Origin of the sequence: Micromonospora sp. NPDC000089 (genome assembly GCF_042899365.1) — a bacterium.
GTDB lineage: Bacteria > Actinomycetota > Actinomycetes > Mycobacteriales > Micromonosporaceae > Micromonospora.
This window is the reverse complement of the sequence record NZ_JBIAZT010000012.1, coordinates 3,306-27,124: the sequence shown is the minus strand read 5'-3', so window position 1 is coordinate 27,124 and position 23,819 is coordinate 3,306. Positions and strand designations below refer to the sequence as shown.

The 23,819-nt window shown below is 77.2% G+C and carries 1 protein-coding gene; it reads right to left on the bottom strand.

Annotation, left to right across the window (positions count from 1 at the left end; translation table 11 throughout):
• Positions 1–2: 2 nt before the first annotated feature.
• The gene (locus ACFY3U_RS21300; RefSeq protein ID WP_387204283.1) at positions 3–23,819 is read right to left on the bottom strand and encodes a type I polyketide synthase; all 23,817 of its coding nucleotides are present in this window, start codon (positions 23,817–23,819) and stop codon (positions 3–5) included.

Here is a 23,819-nt window from a genome sequence, read left to right as displayed (position 1 = left end):
CGTCAGGACTCGGAGCCGTCGAGGGCCAGCCGGATCAGGGTGTCGGTGTCGAGGTCGTCGAGGTCGATCTCCGCGCCGTCCGGCTCGGGCGCGGGGTGGTCGGTGTCGGCGAGGCCGAGCAGCAGGTCGAGCAGTCCGGCCTCGCGGATGCGGGCCAGCGGAACGGTGGCCAGGGTCTGGCGGATCGCGGTCTCGGTCGGGTCGGCCGCCGGGTGCGCCGCCGCGTCGGGCAGCAGCGTGGCGCGCAGCAGGTCGGCGAGCGCGGCCGGGTCTGGGTGGTCGAAGACCAGCGTGGTGGGCAGCGACAGGCCGGTGGCCCGGTTGAGCCGGTTGCGCAGCTCGACGGCGGTCAGCGAGTCGAAGCCGAGGTCCTTGAACGCGCGTCGGGGCTTGACCCGCTCCGGACCGCCGTGGCCGAGCACGGCCGCCGCCTCGGTGCGGACCAGCTCGACGAGCTTGCGGTCCTGCTCCTCGCCGGTCAGCTCGCGCAGCTGGTCCCGCAGGGCGGCGCCGCCGTCGGCGGGCACCTGCGCGGCGGTGCGGACGGCCTGCCGCGCCTCGGGCAGGTCGGCCAGGAACGGGCGGGGGCGGGTGGCGGCGTACGCGGGGGCGAACGTCGCCCAGTCGACGTCGGCCACGGTGAGGCCGGCGTCGCCGCGCCCGACCGCGACGCGCATGGCGTGCACCGCCTCGGCGGGGGCCATCGCCCGCAGGCCGCGCCGGGCCAGTTCCCGCTGCGCGTCGTCGGTCGCCATGCCGCCGTCGGCCCAGGGGCCCCAGGCCACCGAGGTGGCGGCGAGACCGCGGGCGTGCCGCCGTGCGGCCAGCGCGTCGAGGTGGGCGTTGCCGGCGGCGTAGCCGGCCTGCCCGCCGCTGCCCCACACCCCGGCGATGGAGGCGAACAGCACGAACGCGTCGAGCGGCCGGTCGCCGAGCAGCTCGTCGAGGTGCACGGCGCCGGCGGTCTTGCCGGTCAGCACCCCGGCCAGCCGGTCCAGGTCGGTGTCGAGCAGCGGCGCCACGTCGTTGAGTCCGGCGGCGTGCACGACGGCGGTCAGCGGCGCGGCATCCTCGTCGAGGCGGGCGAGCAGCGCGGCGACCGCGTCCCGGTCGGCCACGTCGCAGGCGGCCAGCGTGACCCGTACGCCGAGCGCGGTCAGCTCGTCGCGCAGCTGCACCGCGCCGGGGGCGGCATCGCCGCGGCGGCTGGTGAGCACCAGGTGCGCGGCGCCGTTGCCGGCCGCCCAGCGGGCGACGTGGGCGCCGAGCGCGCCGGTGCCGCCGGTGACCAGCACCGTGCCGGAGGGCTGCCACCGGTCGGCCGCGTCCGGGGCGGCCGGGGCGGCCCGGACGAGCCGGCGCGCGTACAGGCCGGTGGAGCGCAGCGCGAGCTGGTCCTCGTCGCCGTCGGCGGTGAGCGCGGCGGCGAGGCGGGCGGGGTCGGTGCCGTCGTCGGGCAGGTCGAGCAGGTTGACGCGCGGCCGGGGCAGTTCCAGCCCGGCGACCCGGGCCAGGCCCCACAGGCCGCCCTGGTCGGCGCCGTGCACCGGGTCGTCGTCGCCGGTGGTCACCGCACCCCGGGTGAGGCACCACAGCGGCGGGGTGTCGCCGGTGTCGTGCAGCGCCTGGATCAGCAGCAGCGTGGCGGCGGTGCCGGCGGGCAGCGCCGGGTGGTCCGGGTGCGGCGCGTCGTGCAGGCCGAGCAGCGAGACCACGCCGTCGACCGGCCCGTCCGCGAGCGCCTTGCCGAGCGCGGCGGCGAGGTCGGCGCGGGTGGCGGTGGCCGGGTCGACGGTGACCGGGCGCAGGTCCGCGCCGGCCAGCGCGGCGGCGACGTCGGCGGTGGCGGGTTCGCCGGCCGGGGCGACGACCAGCCAGGCGCCGCCGGTGGCGGGCCGTTCGTCGCGGTCGAGCCGCTTCCAGGTGACCTGGTACGCCCACCGGTCGGCCGGGGTACGCCGGGTGCGGGCCCGCCGCCACGTGGTGAGCGCGGGCAGCGCCGGGGCGAGCGTGTCGAGGGCGTCGTCGGCGAAGTGACCGGCGAGCGCGGTGAGGTCGCCGCTCTCCACGGCGGCCCAGAACTCCGCGTCGGAGGCGTCCGTCCGGGTGGGCGTGTCGGGCCAGAACCGCTCGTGCTGGAACGCGTAGGTGGGCAGGTCGACCCGGCCGGCGTCGGTGCCGGCGAACCAGGGCGCCCAGTCCACCCGGATGCCGTGCACGTGCAGGTCGGCCAGCCCGGCCAGCAGCGCGGCGGTCTCGTCGCGGTCGCGGCGCTGCACCGCGACGGCCAGCGCGTCACCGGCGGTGTCGTGGACCAGCGCGGTGAGCACGCTCTGCGGGCCGATCTCCAGGAACGTGTCGACGCCGGCGGCCCGCAGGGTCGTGATCCCGTCGGCGAAGCGGACCGCCTCCCGCACATGCCGCACCCAGTAGTCCGGGGTGCGCAGGTCGTCGCCGTCGGCGAGGGCGCCGGTCAGATTGGACACCACCGGCAGCAGCGGCGCGGAGAAGCTCAACCCGTCGAGCACGGCCCGGAAGTCGGTCAGCATCGGTTCCATCAGCGGGCTGTGGAACGCGTGCGACACCGTCAACCGGCGGGTCCGGGCACCCCGGTCCCGCCAGGCGCGCTCGACCCCGGCCAGCGCGTCGAGCGGACCGGACACCACGGTCGACTCCGGGCCGTTGACCGCGGCGACGCCCAGGCCGGGGTGCCCGACGATCGACGCGGCCACGTCCGCTTCGGCGGCGGCGACCGCCAGCATCCCACCCCCGGCGGGCAGCGCCTGCATGAGCCGGCCCCGCGCCGCCACCAGCGCACACGCGTCCGCCAAAGACAGCACCCCGGCCACGTACGCGGCGGTGACCTCACCGATCGAGTGCCCACCCACGAAGTCCGGCACCACACCGAACGACTCCACCAGACGGAACAACGCCACCTCGACCGCGAACAGACCCGCCTGCGTGAACTCCGTCCGGTCGATCAGGTCACCGTCGCCGAACAGCACCGCCTTCAGCGGCTGCGGCAACAGCGGATCCACCTGCGCGCACACCTCGTCCAACGCGGCGGCGAACACCGGGAACACGTCGTACAACTCCCGGCCCATGCCGGCACGCTGCGCACCCTGCCCGGAGAACAGCACCGCGAGCGGGCCGTGGGCGGCGGTCGCGCCGGTGGTCACCGCGCCGGAGGACGTGCCGCCGGCCAGCGCGCGCAGCGCGGCGAGCAGGTCGTCCCGGTCGGCGGCGGCCAGCACGGCCCGCTGCTCCAGCGCCGGTCGGGTGGTCATCGCGGACCAGCCGACGTCGGCCGGGCGGAGCGTCTCGTCACCGGCCAGCCAGGCCGCCCACCGACCGGCCTGCGCGGCGAGCGCGGCGTCGGTACGGGCGGACAGCAGCACCGGCACCGGCCGGGAAGCAACCCGGTCCGGGGACGCCTCGCCGTGGACGTCGCCGCTCCCGGCCGGCTTCAGGCCGCCCGCGATCACCGGCGACGCCACCACGCCGACGACCGGCTGCTCCAGGATGACGTGGGCGTTGGTGCCGGAGATGCCGAACGACGACACCGCCGCCCGACGCGGCCGATCCACCACCGGCCACGGCGTCGCCTCGGTCACCAGGCTGACCGCACCGGCACTCCAGTCGATGTGCGGCGACGGCTCGTCCACGTGCAACGTCGGCGGGACGATGCCGTGCCGCATGGCCAGGACCATCTTGATGATCCCCGCGACACCCGCGGCGGCCTGCGTGTGCCCGATGTTCGACTTGACCGACCCCAGCAGCAACGGCTGCTCACGATCCTGCCCGTACGTGGCCAGCAACGCCTGCGCCTCGATCGGATCACCCAACGTGGTGCCGGTGCCGTGCGCCTCCACCGCGTCCACGTCGGCGGTGGTCAACCGCGCGTTCGCCAGCGCCTGCCGGATCACCCGCTGCTGCGACGGACCGTTCGGCGCCGTCAACCCGTTCGACGCGCCATCCTGGTTCACCGCCGTACCCCGCACCACGGCGAGGACCCGGTGGCCGCGGCGGCGGGCGTCGCTGAGCCGCTCGACGAGCAGCATGCCGACGCCCTCGCCCCAGCTGGTGCCGTCCGCGCCGGCGGCGAACGACTTGCACCGCCCGTCCGGGGCGAGACCGCGCTGGCGGGAGAAGCCGACGAACGCGCTGGGCGTGGCCATCACGGTGACGCCACCGGCCAGTGCCAGGTCGCACTCCCCCGCCCGCAGCGCCTGCCCGGCCAGGTGCAGGGCGACCAGCGACGACGAGCAGGCGGTGTCCACGGTGACGGCGGGGCCTTCCAGGCCGAAGACGTACGCGACGCGGCCGGAGGCGACGCTGCCGGCGGTGCCGTTGACCAGGTAGCCCTCCAGTTCCTCAGCGGCGTCGAGCCGGCCGGCGTAGTCGTGGTGGATCAGGCCGGCGAAGACACCGGTGGTCGTGGTGCGGTCGTGCGGGTCGAGGCCGGCGGACTCGAACGCCTCCCACGAGGTCTCCAGCAGCAGCCGCTGCTGCGGGTCCATGGCGAGCGCCTCGCGCGGGCTGATGCCGAAGAACGCCGGGTCGAAGTCGGCGGCGCCGGGCAGGAAGCCGCCGTGCCGGGTGCTGGACGTGCCGGCGCGGTCGGCGTCCGGGTCGTAGAGCGCGTCGAGGTCCCAGCCCCGGTCGGCGGGGAACTCGGCGATCCCGTCGCCGCCGGTGGACACCAGGTCCCACAGCTGTGCCGGGCTGGTGACGCCCCCGGGGAGCCGGCAGGCCATGCCGATGATGGCGATCGGGTCGTCGTCGGCGGCGGCGGTGGCGCGGGTGGCGGTGGCGACGGGGGCCGGCTGGTGGCCGAGGCGCTCCAGCAGGTGCTCGGCGAGGCGTTCCGGGGTGGGGTGGTCGAAGACCAGCGTGGCGGGCAGCCGCAGCCCGGTGGCCGACGCGAGCCGGTTGCGCAACTCCACCGAGGTCAATGAGTCGAACCCGAGGTCCTTGAACGCCCGCGCGCCGGGCACCGCCTGCGCCGACGCGTGCCCGAGCACCGCCGCGGCCTGCGCCCGGACCAGCTCGACGAGCAACGCGGTCGCCTCGTCCGGGGCCAGCCCGGCGAGCCGCTCGGCCCAGCCGGCGGTGTTCGTGTCCGCGGTGCGGGCCTGCCGGCGTACGCCGGTGGGGGCCAGCAGCCGCAGCAGCGGCGGGAGCTGCGTCCGGTCGCCGGTGATGCGCAGCCGGGCGGCGACCACGGCGGGCAGCGGTTGCGCGGCGGCGGCAGCGAGCAGCGTCGCCCCCTCGGCGGCGCTGAGCCCGGTCATGCCGATCCGGCCGAGTCGCTGCCGGTCGCCGGCATCGAGCCGCCCGGCCATGCCGCCGGTGGCCCACGCCCCCCAGCCAATGCTGGTCGCCGGCAGTCCGGTCGCGTGGCGGTGGGTGGCGAGCGCGTCGAGGAACGCGTTCGCGGCGGCGTAGTTGCCCTGCCCCGGTGAGCCGAGCGTCGCCGCGATGGACGAGAACAGCACGAACTCCGCCAGGTCGTGGCCGGCGGTGGCCCGGTGCAGCGCCCAGGCGGCGTCCACCTTGGGCCGCAGCACCCGGTCGACGGCGTCGGCGTCCAGCGACGCGACCGTGGCGTCGGCGATGACACCGGCGCAGTGGTGGACGGCGGTCAGGTCCACACCGGCCACCAGCGCGGCGACCTGGGTCTCGTCCGCCACGTCGACGGTGGCGACCCGGACGGTCGCGCCGGCCGTCTCCAGCTCGTCGACAAGGGCCGCGTAGGTCGGGTCGTCGGCCGGCGCGCGGCGGGCCGCGAGGAGCAGGTTCCGGGACCGGCCGGTGGCGACGAGGTGCCGGGCGACAATGCCCGCGAGGGCGCCGGACGCGCCGGTGACCAGCGTGACCCGGTCCGGATCGACCGACGCCGGCACGGTGAGCACGACCTTGCCGACGTGCCGGGCCTGGCTCAGGTGCCGCAACGCGGTCCGCGCCTGCCGCACGTCCCAGGTCCGGACCGGCAGGGGCCGCAACGCGCCGCTGGTGAACAGCGCGAGCAGTTCGCCCAGCATCTGGCCGATGCGCTCGCCGCCGGCCTCGTTCAGGTCGAACGACCGGTACGCGACGCCCGGATGCTCCCGCGCCACCACCGCCGGATCCCGCAGGTCCGTCTTGCCCATCTCCACGAACCGGCCGCCGCGCGGCAGCAACCGCAACGACGCGTCCACGAACTCACCGGCCAACGCGTCCAACACCACGTCCACCCCGGCGCCACCGGACGCCGCCGCGAACGCCTGCTCGAACTCGGTGGTCCGCGACGACGCGATCCGCTCGTCCGCGACACCCAGCCCACGCAAGATCCCCCACTTACCGGGGCTCGCCGTCGCGTACACCGTCGCACCGAGGTGGTGCGCGATCTGGATCGCCGCCATCCCCACCCCACCGGCACCGGAGTGGACCAACACCGACTCACCGGAACGCAGCCCCGCCAGATCCCGCAACGCGTACCAGGCGGTCAGGAACACCACCGGCACCGACGCCGCCTCGACGAACGACCACCCCGCCGGCACCCTGGCGATCCGATCCCGCCGCGCCACCACCTCCGGCCCGAAGCCGGGCTCGAACAACCCGAACACCCGGTCACCCACGGCCAACCCGGACACCCCCGGACCGACCTCCACCACCACTCCAGCGCCCTCGCTACCCATGACCGCCGACGCGTCCGGATACATCCCGAGCGCGATCAACACGTCCCGGAAGTTCACCCCGGCCGCCCGCACCGCCACCCGCACCTCACCGGCCGCGAGCGGGGCCGGCGTGGCCGGGACGATCTCGACGCCGTCGAGCGTGCCGGGCCGGGCGGCGGCGACGTGCCAGCCACCCGCCGCCGGCGGCACCAACTCCGCACCCGCCGGTCGCGTCAACCGGGGTACGCACACCCGGTCGCCGCGCAGCGCGAGCTGACCGCCCACGGTGGCGGGGTCGGCCACCACGGCGGCCAGCACGCCGAGCGCGTGGCGGTCGAGGGCGGCGTCGGCGTCCACGAGCACGATCCGGTCCGGGTGTTCGGACTGCGCCGAGCGCAGCAGTCCCCACACCGCCGCGGCGGCCGGGTCGACGGCCCGGTCGTCGCCGGTGGTCACCGCGTTCCGGGTCACCACCACCAGCCGGGAGTCCGCGAGCGCTTCCGCGGCCAGCCACGCCTGCACGGCCGCCAGCACCGCCGCCGTCAGCGACCGCACCCGGGCCGGCACCTCCCCGTGGACGCCCACCTCCTCGGCCGTCGCATCGACCACGCCGCTGCCCGCCGTGCCGGTCAGGGCGTCGGCGGTGCGCGCCGGGAGACCGGTCGGCAGCAGGATCGCGTCGGGGGTGGGCGTGCCGGCCTCGACGGCTGCCACCAGCGCCGCCACGTCCGGGAACGCCGGCACCGCCCCGCTCGGGTCGATCCAGCCGGCGTTCGGGGATCCGGTGTTCGACCGGGCCGCGTCGCGTCCGGCCGCCTTCCGGCCCCGGGCCGGGCGGTCCGCGTCGGCGTCGTCCGGCCGGGTCGGGGCGAGCGCGGCCCAGGTCAGATCCGCCTCGGCCGGCGGGATCTCCTCGACCGGCCAGGTCACCGCGTACAGCGAGCGGGAACCCGCTCCGGGGGCCGGGGTGCCGGCCAGTTCGCGCAGCACCAGCGTGTCGACCGTCACCACCGGCGCGCCGGTCTCGTCGACCGCCACCAGGCGCACCCCGGCACCGGCGCGGCTCAGCCGGACCCGCAGCAGCCGGGCGCCGGCGGCGTGCACCTGGACGCCCTCGAACGCGAACGGCACGCGCGGCCCGGTCGTCCCGGTCCCGCCCGGCAGCAGGCCGATCGGGTGCAGCGCGGCGTCCAGCAGCGCCGGGTGCACCGCGAACCCGGCCACCGTGGTGTCCGGGAGCGCCACCTCGGCGTACACCTCGTCGCGGCCGGCCCAGGCCCGGCGCAGGCCCTGGAACGTCGGCCCGTAGGTCAGGCCGTGGCCGACCAGCGTCTCGTACCAGCCGGTCAGGTCCGTCTCGGTGACGCCCGGCGGCGGCCAGGCGGCGAGGCCGGGCTCGTCGGCGGCGGCCAGCTCCAGCACCGCCTCGGCGTGCCGGGTCCACTCCGCGTCCGGGTCGTCGTCCGGCTGGGCGTACACGGCGGCGTCCCGGCCGCCGGTGTCGTCGGCGGCGCCGACCCGCACCTGCACCCGGACGCCACCGGTGGCGGGCAGCACCAGCGGCGCGGTGACGGTGAGGTCGCGTACCCGGGGGGTGCCGACCTCGTCGCCGGCGCGCACCACCAGCTCCACCAGCGCGGTGCCGGGCAGCAGCACGGACCCGGCCACGACGTGCTCGGCCAGCCAGGGCTGCGCGGACACCGCGAGCCGGCCGGTCAGCACCGTCTCGTCCGCGCCGGCCAGCCGCACCGCGGCGCCGAGCAGCGGGTGGCCGGACGCGGCCAGTCCGGCGCCAGTCAGGTCACCGGCCCGCCAGCCGGTGGCGTCGGGCCAGAAGCGCCGCCGCTGGAACGGGTACGTGGGCAGGTCCAGCGGCGCGCCCCCGCCGGTCAGCGGCGTCCAGTCCACCGGCACGCCACCGGCGTACGCCTCGGCCAGCGCGGTGAGCAGCGCGGCCCCCTCGGGCCGCCCGGCGCGCAGCGTCGGCACGACCACCGGGCCGGTGTCGTCGCCGAGGCAGTCGCGGATCATGCCGGCGAGCACCCCGTCCGGCCCGACCTCCAGGTACGTGCCGACGTGGCGCCGCCGCAGGTCGGCGACGCCGTCGGCGAAGCGCACCGCCTCCCGGACGTGCCGCACCCAGTAGTCGGGGTCGCACAGCTCGTCCGGCTCGGCGAACCGGCCGGTCAGGTTCGACAGCACCGGCAGGCGCGGCGGGTCGAGGGTGAGCCCGTCGACGACGGCCCGGAACTCGTCCAGCATCGGCGCCATCAGCGGGCTGTGGAACGCGTGGCTGACGCGCAGCCGGCGGGTCCGCAGGCCGCGCTCCCGCCAGGCGCGTTCCAGTTCGTCGAGGGCGTCGAGGGCACCGGAGACGACCACGGCCGACGGGCCGTTGACGGCGGCGACGCCGACCCGGTCGGCGTACCCGGCGAGCGCGGCGGTCACCTCGTCCTCGGGCGCGGCGACCGCGAGCATGCCGCCGCCGTCGGGCAGCGCCTGCATGAGCCGGCCGCGCGCGGCGACCAGCGCGGCGGCGTCGGGCAGGGAGAGCACCCCGGCCACGTACCCGGCGGTGATCTCGCCGACGGAGTGCCCGCCGACCACGTCGGGGGTGATCCCGAACGACTCGATCAGGCGGAACAGCGCCACCTCGACGGCGAACAGCGCCGGCTGGGTGAATTCGGTGCGGTCCAGCAGCGCCGCCTCCGGCGCGCCCTCGGGCGCGAAGAGCACCGGCCGCAGCGGTCGGGGCAGCAGCGGGTCGAGGTGCCGGCAGACCTCGTCCAGCGCGGCGGCGAAGACCGGGAACGCCCGGTACGCCTCGCGGCCCATGCCGACGCGCTGCGCGCCCTGACCGGAGAAGAGCACGGCGAGCCGGCCGGTGCCGGCGGTGCCCCGGACCACTGTGGAGAACGGCTGGTCCGTGGCGATGGCGGCCAGGCCGGAGAGCAGGCCGGCCCGGTCGCGGGGCAGCAGCACGGCCCGGTGTTCGAACGCGGACCGTCCGGTGGCGAGCGCGTGCCCCAGGTCGGCCAGCGGCACCGAAGGGTTCGCCCCGATCCAGGCGGCCAACCGGCCGGCCTGGGCGCGCAGCGCGTCCGGGGTGCGGGCGGAGAGCACGCACGGGGTGCCGAGGTCGCCGGTGACGGGGTGCGGAGTGGTGGGCGCGGGGACCGGCTCGGGGGCCTGCTCCAGGATGGCGTGCACGTTGGTGCCGGAGATGCCGAACGAGGAGACGGCGGCGCGGCGGGGCCGGTCGACGGTCGGCCAGGGCGCCGCCGTCGTGGCCAGCGTGACCGCGCCGGCGGTCCAGTCGACGTGCGGGGACGGCTCGTCGGCGTGCAGCGTCGGCGGCACCACGCCGTGCCGCATGGCCAGGACCATCTTGATGATGCCGGCGACGCCGGCGGCGGCCTGGGTGTGCCCGATGTTCGACTTGACGGAGCCGAGCAGCAGCGGCGTGGACCGGTCCTGCCCGTACGTGGCGAGCAGCGCCTGCGCCTCGATCGGGTCGCCGAGGGTGGTGCCGGTGCCGTGCGCCTCGACCACGTCCACGTCGGCCGGGGACAGCCGCGCGTTGGCCAGCGCGGCCCGGATGACCCGCTGCTGGGACGGCCCGTTGGGGGCGGTGAGTCCGCTGCTGGCGCCGTCCTGGTTGACCGCGCTGCCGCGCAGCACGGCCAGGATCCGGCGATTGTTGCGGCGGGCGTCGGAGAGGCGTTCCAGCAGCAGCATGCCGACGCCCTCGGCGAAGCCGGTGCCGTCGGCGTCGGCGCCGAACGCCTTGCACCGCCCGTCCGGGGACAGGCCGCGCTGGCGGGAGAACTCGGCGAGCATGCCGGGGCTGGACATGACCGTGACACCGCCGGCCAGGGCCAGGCCGCACTCCTGCTGGCGCAGCGCCTGGGCGGCCAGGTGCAACGCGACCAGCGACGACGAGCAGGCGGTGTCGACGGTGACCGCCGGGCCTTCCAGGCCGAGCAGGTAGGAGATGCGGCCGGAGGCGACGCTGCCGGCGCTGCCGTTGCCCACGTACCCGTCGAGTTCGCCGTCGGCGCCGACGGCGGTGCCGGCGTAGTCGTGGTAGATCAGGCCGACGTAGACGCCGGTGCTGCTGCCGCGCACGGTGGACGGGTCGACGCCGGCGCGTTCCAGCGCCTCCCACGACGTCTCCAGCAGCAGCCGCTGCTGCGGGTCCATGGCGAGGGCCTCGCGCGGGTTGATGCCGAAGAAGGCGGCGTCGAAGTCGGCGGCGTCGTAGAGGAACCCGCCGTGCCGGGGCGCGGGCCGGTCGTCGCCGTCGTTCAGCAGGCCGGCCAGGTCCCAGCCCCGGTCGGTGGGGAACGGCGCGATCACGTCCGCGCCGGCGGTGACCACGTTCCACAGGTCCTCGGGGCTGCGGACGTCGCCGGGGAAACGGCAGGCCATGCCGACGACGGCGATCGGCTCGTCGACGGCGGTGGTCGCGGTGCCGGCCGGCGTGGCGGCCGGTGCGGCCCTGCCGCCGATCTCCCGGTCGAGGTGCTCGGCGAGCACGACCGGGGTGGGGTGGTCGAACGCCACGGTGGCGGGCAGTCGCAGCCCGGTGGCGGCGGCGAGCCGGTTGCGCAGCTCCACCGAGGTCAGCGAGTCGAAGCCGAGTTCCTTGAACGGGCGCTGCGGGTCGACGCCGTCGGCGGACCGGTGGCCGAGCACCGCGGCGACGCTGCCGGCGACCAGGTCGAGGAGCTGGTTGTGCCGGGCGGCGGGGCTGAGCGCCGCGAGCCGGTCGGCCAGCGACAGCTCTCCTCCGGTACGCGCGGCGGCCCGCCGCCGCGCCGGCCGGATCAGGTCGCGCAGCAGCTCCGGCACGCGGGCCGGGTCGGGGCTGGTCGGCACGTTCATGAGCACGGTGTGCGCGCCGCCGTGCCGCTGGGCCGCGTCGAGCAGCGCGAGCCCCTCGGCGTCGGTGAGCGGCGCGCTGCCGGCGCGGATGGCGCGCCGGTGCTCGCCGTCGTCGAGGTGGGCGGTCATGGTGCTGGTGGTGGCCCAGAGTCCCCAGGCGAGGCTGGCCGCCGGCAGGCCGTTCGCCCGGCGGTGGGCGGCGAGCGCGTCGAGGAACGCGTTCGCGGCGGCGTAGTTGCCCTGCCCGGGCGACCCGAGCGTGGCCGCGATCGAGGAGAACAGCACGAACTCCGACAGGTCGTGGCCGGCGGTGGCCCGGTGCAGCGCCCAGGCGGCGTCCACCTTGGGCCGCAGCACCCGCTGCAGCGCGTCGGCGTCCAGCGACGCGATCGTGGCGTCCGCGATGGCGCCGGCGCAGTGGTAAACGGCGGTCAGGTCGACGCCGGCCACCAGCTCGGCGACCCGCGCGGGGTCGCCGAGGTCCACCGCGGCGGCCCGGACGCTCGCGCCGGCCGCCGCCAGCTCGTCCACCAGGGCGGAGTAGGCCGGGTCGTCGGCCGGCGACCGACGGGCCGCCAGGAGCAGGTTGCGGGTCCGGCCGGTGGCGACGAGGTGGCGGGCGACCAGGCCGGCGAGAGTGCCGCTGGCGCCGGTAATCAGCGTGACGCGGTCCGGGTCGGCGGGCGCCGGCACGGTGAGCACGACCTTGCCGACGTGCCGGGCCTGGCTGAGGTGCCGCAGCGCGGTCCGGGCCTGCCGCACGTCCCAGGTCCGGGTGGGCAGCGGGTGCAGCGCGCCGCGCTCGAACAGGTCGAGCAGTTCGGTGAGCATCTGGCCGAGGCGTTCGCCGCCGGCCGCGTTGAGTTCGAACGCCCGGTAGGTGACGCCGGGGTGCTGGGCGGCGACCTGGTCCGGGTCCCGGACGTCGGTCTTGCCCATCTCGACGAAGCGGCCGCCGCGCGGCAGCAACCGCAACGACGCGTCCACGAACTCCCCGGCCAGGGCGTCCAGCACCACGTCCACACCGGCACCGTCACTGGCGGCGGTGAACGCGGCCTCGAAGTCGGTGGTCCGCGACGACGCGATCCGCTCGTCCGCCACCCCCAGGCTCCGCAACGTGTCCCACTTCGCCGGGCTGGCCGTGGCGTAGACCGTCGCGCCGAGATGACGCGCGATCTGGATCGCCGCCATCCCCACCCCACCGGTCCCCGAGTGGATCAACACCGACTCACCGGAGCGCAGATCGGCCAGGTCCCGCAGCGCGTACCAGGCGGTCAGGAACACCACCGGCGTCGACGCCGCCGCCACGAACGACCAACCGGCCGGCACCCGCGCGATCCGATCCTGACGCGCCACCACCTCCGGCCCGAACCCGGGCTCGAACAACCCGAACACCCGGTCACCCACGGCCAGCCCGGACACCCCCGGACCCACCTCCAGCACCACCCCGGCGCCCTCACTACCCAGCACCGCCGACGCATCCGGATACATGCCCAACGCGATCAACACGTCCCGGAAGTTCACCCCCGCCGCCCGCACCGCCACCCGCACCTCACCGGCGCCGAGCGGCACGGTGTCGGTCGGCCGCAGGGCGACGCCGTCGATGGTGCCCGGCTCGACGGCCGCCACGTGCCACCGGTCGGTCGACGGGACCAGCCGGTCGCCGGCCGGGCGCACCACGCGCGGGACGAGCACGTCCCCGTCGCGCAACGCGACCTGGCCGCCGGGCGGCGCGGCGGCGAGCAGCGCCAGCGTGTCCGCGTCGGGTGCCCGGTCGAGGTCGGCCAGCACGATCCGGCCCGGATGCTCGGACTGCGCCGACCGCAGCAGCCCCCACACCGCCGCGCCGGCCAGGTCGCTGATCCGATCGCCGTCGCGGGCCGCCAGCGCGCCCCGGGTGGTCACCACCAGCCGCGAGTCGGCGAACACGTCGGCGGCCAGCCAGGTCTGCACGGCCGCCAGCACCGCCGCCGTCGCCGACCGCACCCGTTCCGGCAGATCTTCGCCGGCGCCGGCCGGCTTGTCGCCGTCGGTCGAGCGGGTCGCTCCGGCGGCCTCGGCCGCGCCGGCCGGTCCGTCGGTGGCCGGCCCGGACAGGACCGGCAGCAGCACCGCCGCCGGGGCCGGTGCGCCGGCCGCCACGGCGGCCACCAGCGCGGCCACGTCGGGGTAGGTCGCGCCGGCACCGTCGCCGTCGGCGGGCCGCCACGGGTCCGCTCCGGTCGGCCGGACGCCGGCCAGCGTCGCCCAGGCCACCGGCTCGGGCGCGGGCGTGGCACCCCGGACCGACCAGGCCACCTCGAGGAGGGACCGGTCGGCGGCGGCCGGTACGACGGACGCGCCCAGTTCCATGAGCACCAGCTCGTCCACCGACACCACCGGCACGCCGCTGGGGTCGGCGGCGACCAGCCGCACCGCGTCACCGGCGCGGGACAGCCACACCCGCAGCACCGCCGCGCCGGCCGCGTGCACCTGCACGCCACCGAACGTGAACGGCACCCGGGGGCCGGGCGTCGCATCCCCGCCGGGCAGCAGGCCGATCGCATGCAGCGCGGCGTCGAGCAGCGCCGGGTGCACCTCGAACCGGCCGGCACGGCCGGCCGGCCCGTCCGGCAGCGCGACCTCGGCGCAGACCGTGCCGTCGACGGTCCACGCCCGGCGCAGGCCCCGGAACGCCGGCCCGTACGCCAGGCCGTGCCCGGCCAGCGTGTCGTACCAGTCGGTGAGGTCCACCTCGGTCGCCCCGGCGGGCGGCCACGCGTCGAGCGTCGGCTCCTCGGCGGTCGCCGGCTCCAGCACGCCCTCGGCGTGTCGGGTCCACCCGTCGTCGGCGACGCCGTCGGACTGGGCGTGCACGGTCACCGGGCGGCTACCGACCTCGTCGGGCGCGCCGACCCGCACCTGCACCCGGAGCCCACCGGTGTCCGGCAGGGCCAGCGGGGTCAGCAGCGTCAGCTCGCGTACCCGGGCGGCGCCGACCTCGTCGCCGGCCCGGACCGCCAGCTCGACCAGCGCGGTGCCCGGCAGCAGCACGGTGCCGGCGACCGCGTGGTCGGCCAGCCACGGCTGCGCGGCGAGCGAGAGCCGGCCGGTCAGCACCACCTCGTCGGCGTCGGCCAGCCGGACCGCGGCGCCGAGCAGCGGGTGCCCGGCGGCGCCCAGGCCCGCGCCGGTGACGTCGCCGCCCCGCGCCGCGCCCGGTTCGGGCCAGAACCGCTCCCGCTGGAAGGCGTACCGGGGCAGGTCGACCCGGGCGGCCCCGGAGCCGGCGAACACGGCCGCCCAATCCACCGGTACGCCGGCGGTGTGCAGCCCGCCGAGCGCGGTGAGCAGCTGGCGGGGGCCGTGCTCGTCGCGGCGCAGCGAGCCGACCACGACGCCGGGCGTCCCGGCGGGTGCCCGGTCGAGCGCGTCCTGCACCACGACCTTGAGCACCGGGTGCGGGCTGATCTCGACGAACGCCCGGTGACCGGTTTCGATCAGCGCGTCCACCACCGGCGCGAGGCGGACCGGCTCGCGCAGGTTGCGGAACCAGTAGTCGGCGTCCAGTTCGGTGGTGTCGATCGGCTCGCCGGTGACGGTGGAGTGGAACGCGACCCGGCTCGGCTGCGGCGTGAGGGTGCCCAGCGCGGCGGCCAGGTCGTCGCGGACCGCGTCGACGTGCGCGCAGTGCGAGGCGTAGTCGACCGCGATCCGCCGGGCCCGCAGGTCACGGTCGGCGGCGGTGGCGAGCAGCTCGTCGACGGCGTCGGCGTCGCCGGAGACCACGGTGACCGTGGCGCCGTTGAGCGCGGCGACGCCGAGCCGGTCGCCCCAGGGCGCGACGAGGTCGGCGGCGTCGGCGGCGGACAGCGGCACGGAGACCATGCCGCCGCGGCCGGAGAGGGCGAGCAGCGCCCGGCTGCGGGCCACCACGAGCCGCATCGCGTCGGGCAGGGTGAGCGCGCCGGCCACGCAGGCGGCGGCGATCTCGCCCTGGGAGTGGCCGATCACCGCGTCGGGGCGTACGCCGCAGGAGCGCCACACCTCGGCCAGCGACACCATCACGGCGAACAGCAGCGGCTGGACCACGTCGACCCGGTCCAGCGGCGGGGCGTCGGGTGCGCCGCGCAGCACGTCCTCGGGCGTCCAGTCGACGAGCCCGGCCAGCTCGGCGGCGCACTCGCGCATCCGGTCGGAGAAGGCCGGGGAGCTGTCGAGCAGGTCGAGCGCCATGCCGGGCCACTGGGAGCCCTGGCCGGGGAAGACGAAGACGACCTTCGGCGTACCGTCGGCGGGGGCGGTCGGCGGCGCGGCGGTGGTGAGCGCGGCGAGCGCGTCGTCCCGGCCGGCGGCGACGGTGACCTGCCGGTACGGGTGGTGGGCGCGGCCGGCGGCCAGCGACCAGCCGACGTCGGCGAGGTCCAGGTCGGGGTGGGCGTCGAGGTGGTCGCGCAGCCGGGCGGCCTGGGCGGGCAGCGCGCGGGCGCTGCGCGCGGACAGCAGCAGCGGCACGGCGTCGGCGGCGACCAGGCCGGGGCCGGCGGCGGGCGCGGGGCCGGCCGGCGGCGCGACGGGGGCCGCCTCGATGACGGCATGCGCGTTGGTGCCGGAGATGCCGAACGAGGAGACGGCGGCGCGGCGGGGCCGGTCGACCATCGGCCAGGGCGCGGCGTCCGTCACCAGGGTGACCGCGCCGGCGGTCCAGTCGACGTGCGACGAGGGCGCGTCCACGTGCAGCGTCGGCGGCACCACGCCGTGCCGCATGGCGAGCACCATCTTGATGATCCCGGCGACACCCGCCGCCGCCTGGGTGTGCCCGATGTTGGACTTGACCGAGCCGAGCAGCAGCGGCGTGGACCGGTCCTGCCCGTACGTGGCCAGCAGCGCCTGCGCCTCGATCGGGTCGCCGAGGGTGGTGCCGGTGCCGTGCGCCTCGACCACGTCCACGTCCGACGTGGACAGCCGCGCGTTGGCCAGGGCGGCCCGGATGACCCGCTGCTGGGACGGCCCGTTCGGGGCGGTCAGGCCGTTGGAGGCGCCGTCGGAGTTGACCGCCGTGCCGCGTACCACGGCGAGGATCCGCCGGCCGTCGCGGCGCGCGTCGGAGAGACGCTGCACCAGCAGCACGCCGACCCCCTCGCCCCAGCCGGTGCCGTCGGCGTCGTCGGCGAACGCCTTGCACCGGCCGTCCGGGGCGAGGCCGCCCTGCCGGGAGAACTCGGAGAACATCCCCGGCGTGGCCATCAGCGCCACGCCGCCGGCGAGCGCCATGTCGCACTCGCCGGACCGCAGCGCCTGCGCGGCGAGGTGCAGCGCGACCAGCGACGACGAGCAGGCGGTGTCCACGGTGACGGCCGGGCCCTCCAGGCCGAACGTGTAGGCGAGGCGGCCAGAGGCGACGCTGCCGGCGGTGCCGGTGAGCAGATGCCCTTCGAGCCCGTCGGCGCCGTCGGCGGCGTAGCCGGAGGAGGCGGCGCCGACGAAGACGCCGGTGGCGGTGCCGGCGCGGGTGGCGGGGTCGAGGCCGGCGGACTCGAACGCCTCCCACGAGGTTTCCAGCAGCAGCCGCTGCTGCGGGTCCATGCCCAGCGCCTCGCGCGGGCTGATGCCGAAGAACGCCGGGTCGAAGTCGCCGGCGTCGGCGAGGAATCCGCCGTGGCGGGTGGTGGACGTGCCGGCCCGTTCGGCGTCCGGATCGTAGAGCGCGTCGAGGTCCCAGCCCCGGTCGGCGGGGAACCCGCCGATCGCGTCCCCGCCGGCGGCGACCAGGTCCCAGAGCTGCTCGGGGGTGGCGATGCCGCCCGGGTAGCGGCAGGCCATGCCGATGATGGCGAGCGGTTCGTCGGCGCGGGCGGGCCCGGCGGCACGGGTGGCCGGCGCGGCGGGCGCGGCGGCGGCGAGCTGCCCGTGCAGCAGGCCGGCGACGCGTTCCGGGGTCGGGTGGTCGAAGACCAGCGTGGCGGGCAGCCGCAGCCCGGTGGCCGAGGCGAGCCGGTTGCGCAGCTCGACCGAGGTCAGCGAGTCGAAGCCGAGTTCCTTGAACGCCCGCCCGCCCGGCACCGCCTGTGCCGACGGGTGCCCCAGCACCGCCGCGGCCTGCGCCCGGACCAGCTCGACGAGCAACGCGGTCGCCTCGTCCGGGGCCAGGCCGGCGAGCCGCTCGACCCAGCCGCTCTGGCCGCCGCCGGTGGCCTGCGCGGCGGCGCGGCGGGCGCCGGTGCGGGCCAGCCCGCGCAGGATCGCCGGGTAGCGGTCGGCGTCGCCGGTGAGCCGCAGCCGGGCCGCCGCGACGGCGGGCCGGGCGCGGCGGGTGGCGGCGTCGAGCAGAGCGGCGCCCTCGGTGGCGGTGAGCGGGGTCATGCCGAGGCGGCGCAGCCGACGCGCGTCATCCCGGTCGAGGTGGGCGGTCATCGCGCTGCAGGTGGCCCACATGCCCCAGCCGATGCTGGTGGCGGGCAGTCCGGTCGCGTGGCGGTGGGTGGCGAGCGCGTCGAGGAACGCGTTCGCGGCGGCGTAGTTGCCCTGCCCGGGCGAGCCGAGCGTCGCCGCGAACGAGGAGAACAGCACGAACTCCGACAGGTCGTGACCGGCGGTGGCCCGGTGCAGCGCCCAGGCGGCGTCCACCTTGGGCCGCAGCACCCGGTCGACGGCGTCGGCGTCCAGCGACGCGATCGTCGCGTCGGCGACGACGCCGGCGCAGTGGTGGACGGCGGTCAGGTCCACACCGGCCACCAGCGCGGTCACCTGCGCCGGGTCGCCGAGGTCCACCGCGACGGCCCGAACCGTGGCCCCGGCGTCGGTCAGCTCGTCGACGAGCGCCGCGTACGCCGGGTCGTCGGCCGGGGCACGGCGGGCGGCCAGCAGCAGATTGCGCGACTGGCCGGAAGCGACGAGGTGCCGGGCGACGATCCCCGCGAGGGCACCGGACGCGCCGGTGACCAGCGTGACCCGGTCCGGGTCGACCGGAACCGGCACGGTGAGCACCACCTTGCCGACGTGCCGGGCCTGACTCAGGTGCCGCAACGCGGTCCGTGCCTGCCGCACGTCCCAGGCCCGCACCGGCAGCGGCGACAGCACGCCGCGCTCGAACAGCGCCAGCAGCTCGGCCAGCATCTCCCCGATCCGCGCCCCGCCCGCGTCGTTCAGGTCGAACGACCGGTAGCCGACGCCCGGATGTTCCCGCGCCACCACCGCCGGATCCCGCAGGTCCGTCTTGCCCATCTCCACGAACCGGCCGCCGCGCGGCAGCAACCGCAACGACGCGTCCACGAACTCCCCCGCCAGCGCGTCCAGCACCACGTCGACACCGGCGCCGTCACTCGCGGCGGCGAACACGGCCTCGAAGTCGGTGGTCCGCGACGACGCGATCCGCTCGTCCGCCACCCCCAGACCCCGCACCGTGTCCCACTTGGCCGGGCTGGCCGTCGCGTACACCGTCGCGCCGAGGTGGTGGGCGATCTGGATCGCCGCCATGCCCACGCCGCCGGCACCGGAGTGGATCAGCACCGACTCGCCGGCCCGCAGGTCGGCCAGGTCCCGCAACGCGTACCAGGCGGTGAGGAACACCAGCGGCACGGACGCCGCCTCGGTGAACGTCCAGCCGGCCGGCATCCGGGCCACCCGCTCGCGGGCGGCGAGGACCTCCGGCCCGAAGCCGGGCTCGAACATGCCCAGCACCCGGTCGCCGGGGGCCAGGTCGGTGACGTCCGGGCCGACGGCCAGGACCACGCCGGCGCCCTCGCTGCCCATCCGGGCGGCCGGATCCGGGTACATGCCGAGCGCGATGAGCACGTCGCGGAAGTTCACGCCGGTGGCCCGCACCGCGATGCGGACCTGGCCGGGTCCCGCCTCGGCGACCGGCGCCGGCACCGGCACGACGCCGTCCAGCGTGCCGGGCGCGACCGCCGCGAGATGCCACCGGCCATCCGGCGGGTTCAGCTCGTCGTCGGCCGGGCGCGCCAACCGGGGTACGCGCACCGCGTCACCGCGCAGCGCCACCTGACCGCCGGTCGCCGTCGGGTCGGCGACCACTCCGGCCAGCGTCGACAGCGTCTCGGCGTCCGGCTCCCGGTCCAGGTCGACCAGCACGATGCGGCCCGGGTGCTCCGACTGCGCCGAGCGCAGCAGCCCCCACACCGCCGCGCCGGCCAGGTCGGTGATCCGGTCGTCGTCGGTGGCCGCGACCGCGCCCCGGGTGAGCACCACCAGGCGCGAGTCGGCGAGCGCGTCGGCGGCCAGCCACTCCTGGAGCGTCGCCAGCACGGCGGTGGTCACGGACCGGACCCGGTCCGGCAGGCCGGCACCGGTCCCGTCCGCGCCGGCACCGGCCCCGTCCGCGCCGGCACCGGTCCGGTCCCGCGCCTCGTCGGTGGCCGGCCCGGCGGGCAGCCGCAGCAGCACCGCCTGCGCGGCCGGCGCGCCGGCTGCCACGGCGGCGACGAGCGCCGCCACGTCCGGATACTCCGCCGCGCCACCGGTGCCGGACGTGGTCGTGCCCGCATCCGGGACAGCCGCGTCCGTGCCGGGCCCGGTGCCGGCCGTGGCCGTGCCGGAGCCCGCGCCCACCGTGCCGGACCCGGCCCACTGCTGCCGCAGCACCGCCCACGTCGGCTCGGTGGCCGGCGCGGTGACCGGCTCGACCGGCCAGGTCAGCGCGTACAGCGAGCGGTCGGCGGCGGTCGCCGGCGCGGACCCACCCAGCTCCCGCAGGGCGAGCGCGTCCACCGAGACCACCGGCGCGCCGATGGCGTCCACCGCGACCAGCCGCACCGACGAGCCGGCGCGGGTCAGCCGCACCCGCAGCACCCGGGCGCCGGCGGCATGCACCTGCACGCCCTCGAACGCGAACGGGACCCGGGGACCGTCGCCGGAGCCGGCGTCGAGCAGGCCGATCGGGTGCAGCGCCGCGTCGAGCAGCGCCGGGTGCACGCCGAAGCCGGTCGGGTCGGCCCCGTCGGGGAGCGTCACCTCGGCGTACGCCTCGTCCGGGCCGGAGAAGACCCGACGGACGCCCCGGAACACCGGCCCGTACGCCAGGCCGTGCGCGGCGAACGCGTCGTACCAGCCGTCGACGTCCACCTCGGACGCCCCGGCGGGCGGCCAGTCCCCGACGGTGGGCTCGTCGGCGGCGGACGGCTCCAGCACGCCCTCGGCGTGCCGGACCCAGTCGGCGTCCGGGTCGTCGTCGGGCTGGGCGTGCACGGTCACCGGGCGGGCGCCGGTGTCGTCGGCGGCGCCGACCCGCACCTGCACCCGCACCGCGCCGGCGACCGGCAGGGTGAGCGGGGTGGCGACGGTCAGGTCGCGGATCCGTCCGGCGTCGACCTCGTCGCCGGCGCGCACCACCAGTTCCAGCAGCGCGGTGCCGGGCACCACCACCGCACCGGCGACCACGTGGTCGGCCAGCCAGGGGTGCGTGGACACCGACAGCCGCCCGGTGAGCAGCACCTCGTCGTCGCCGGCGAGCCGGACGGCGGCGCCGAGCAGCGGGTGCCCGGCCACGCCGAGCCCGGCCCCGGACACGTCCCCGGCCTGCCAGGCCGGTGCGTCCGGCCAGAACCGCTCCCGCTGGAACGCGTACGTGGGCAGGTCGACCGGGCCGGCGCCGGTGTCGGCGAACCAGGGTGTCCAGTCCACCGGCACGCCGTGCACGTGCAGCTCGGCCAGCGCCGCGAGCAGCGCCTCGGTCTCCGGCCGGTCGCGTCGCTGGGCGGCGACGGTGAGTACGCCGTCGGCGTCGGGCAGCGCCTCGGCGGTCAGCGCGGTGAGCACGCTGCGCGGGCCGATCTCCAGGAAGGTGTCCGCGCCGGCGGCGCGCAGCGCGGCCACGCCGTCGGCGTAGCGGACCGCCTCCCGCACATGCCGCACCCAGTAGTCGGGGGTGCACAGGTCGTCGCCCTCGGCGAGCGCGCCGGTCAGGTTGGACACCACCGGCAGCGTGGGGGCGGAGAAGGTCAGCTTCGCCAGCACCGCGCGGAAGCGGTCCAGCATCGGTGCCATCAGCGGGCTGTGGAACGCGTGCGACACGGCGAGCCGCCGTACCCGCAGGTCGTCGCCGGTCCACCGGGCGGCCAGCTCGTCCAGCGCGTCGACGGCGCCGGAGACGACGACCGACGCCGGGCCGTTGACGGCGGCGATGTCGACCCGGTCGGCGTACCCGGCCACGTCGGCGCGGACCCGCTCCTCGGTGGCGGCGACGGCGAGCATGCCGCCGCCGGCGGGCAGCGCCTGCATCAACGCGCCCCGGGCGGCCACCAGCAGGCAGGCGTCCTTCAGCGACAGCACCCCGGCCAGGTACGCGGCGGTCACCTCGCCGATGGAGTGGCCGGCCAGCAGGTCCGGGGTGACGCCGAACGACTCGACCAGTCGGAACAGCGCCACCTCGACCGCGAACAGGCCGGCCTGGGTGAACGCGGTCTGGTCCAGCAGCGCCGCCTCGGGCGTGCCCTCGGCCGCGAACAGCACCTCGGTCAGTGGCCGGGGCAACGCCCGGTCCAGGTGCGCGCACACCTCGTCCAGTGCGGCGGCGAACACCGGGAACTGCGCGTACAGCTCGCGGCCCATGCCGACGCTCTGCGCGCCCTGCCCGGAGAAGAGCATGGCGGTGGGGCCACGGTCGGTCGCCTCGCCGGTGACCAGCGCGCCAGCCGGTTCACCGGCGGCCAGCGCCCGCAGCGCGGCCCGCAGGCCGTCCGGGTCGGCGGCGGCGAGCACGGCCCGCCGGTCCAGCGTGGCCCGGGTGGTGACCGACGCGTACGCCACGTCGAGCGGGCGGGGCGCGGGGTCGGCGTCCAGCCGGGACGCCCAGCGGCCGGCCTGCGCGGCGAGCGCGGCCGGATCGGCGGCGGAGAGCAGCACCGGCACGACCGGCCGGTGCACGGTGGCCGTCGGCTCGGGCGCCGGCTCGGCCGGCGGGGCCTCTTCGATCACCAGGTGGGCGTTGGTGCCGCTCATGCCGAACGAGGAGACGGCGGCCCGACGGACCCGCTCCGGGTCGGCCGGCCAGGGTCGGGGTTCGGTGAGCAGCGCGACGGCGCCGGCCGACCAGTCGACGTGCGGGGTGGGCTCGTCGGCGTGCAGCGTGGCGGGGAGCAGGCCGTGGCGCAGCGCCAGCACCATCTTGATCACACCGGCGACGCCGGCGGCGGCCTGGGTGTGGCCGAGGTTCGACTTGAGCGAGCCGAGCCGCAGCGGCCGGTCGGCGGGCCGGTCCCGGCCGTACGTGGCCAACAGCGCCTGCGCCTCGATCGGGTCGCCGAGCGTGGTGCCGGTGCCGTGCGCCTCGATCGCGTCGATGTCGGCCGGGGTGAGGCCGGCGTTCTCCAGGGCCTGCCGGATCACGCGTTGCTGGGCGGGCCCGTTGGGGGCGGTGAGACCGCTGCTGGCCCCGTCGGAGTTGACCGCGCTGCCGCGGATCACGGCCAGCACCGGATGGCCGAGCCGCCGCGCGTCGCTGAGCCGCTCCACCAGCACCAGGCCGGCGCCCTCGGCCCAGCCCGTGCCGTCGGCGGCGGCGGAGAACGCCTTGCACCGGCCGTCGGCGGCCAGGCCGCGCTGGCGGGAGAACTCCACGAAGCCGCCCGGGGTGGCCATCACGCTGGCGCCGCCGGCCACCGCGAGCGTGCACTCGCCCTTGCGCAGCGCCTGCACGGCCAGGTGCAGCGCGACCAGCGACGACGAGCAGGCGGTGTCGACGGTGACGGCGGGCCCTTCCAGGCCGAACGTGTAGGCGAGGCGGCCGGAGATGACGCTGGCGGCGGTGCCGGTCAGCAGGTACCCCTCGGCACCGGAGGGCAGCCGGCGCAGCACGGACGCGTAGTCCTGCCCGGCAGTGCCCACGAACACCCCGGTGCGGCTGCCGCGCAGCGTGCCGGCGTCGACGCCGGCCCGCTCGAACACCTCCCAGGTGGTCTCCAGCAGCAGCCGCTGCTGCGGGTCCATGGCGAGCGCCTCGCGCGGGCTGATGCCGAACGGGGTGGGGTCGAAGTGCCCGGCGTCGGTGAGGAAGCCGCCCCGGTCGCTGTACGAGGTGCCCTGGTGGTCCGGGTCCGGGTCGTACAGGTCCGCCAGGTCCCAGCCGCGGTCGGTGGGGAACGGTCCGGTCGCGTCGGTGCCGGCGGCGACCAGGTCCCACAGCTGCTCCGGGGAGGCCACGCCGCCGGGGAACCGGCAGGCCATGGCGACCACGGCGATCGGTTCCGGCTCCTCCAGCTCGCGCAGGCGCCGGTGCGCCTGCCGGAGCTCGGTGGTCACCCACTTCAGGTGTTCGAGGAGCTTCTCTTCGTCCGCCAT

What these genes read in the sequence shown, in the direction of transcription:
- ACFY3U_RS21300 (WP_387204283.1), bottom strand. Translation starts at nt 23,819, where the DNA reads ATGGCGGACGAAGAGAAGCTCCTCGAACACCTGAAGTGGGTGACCACC.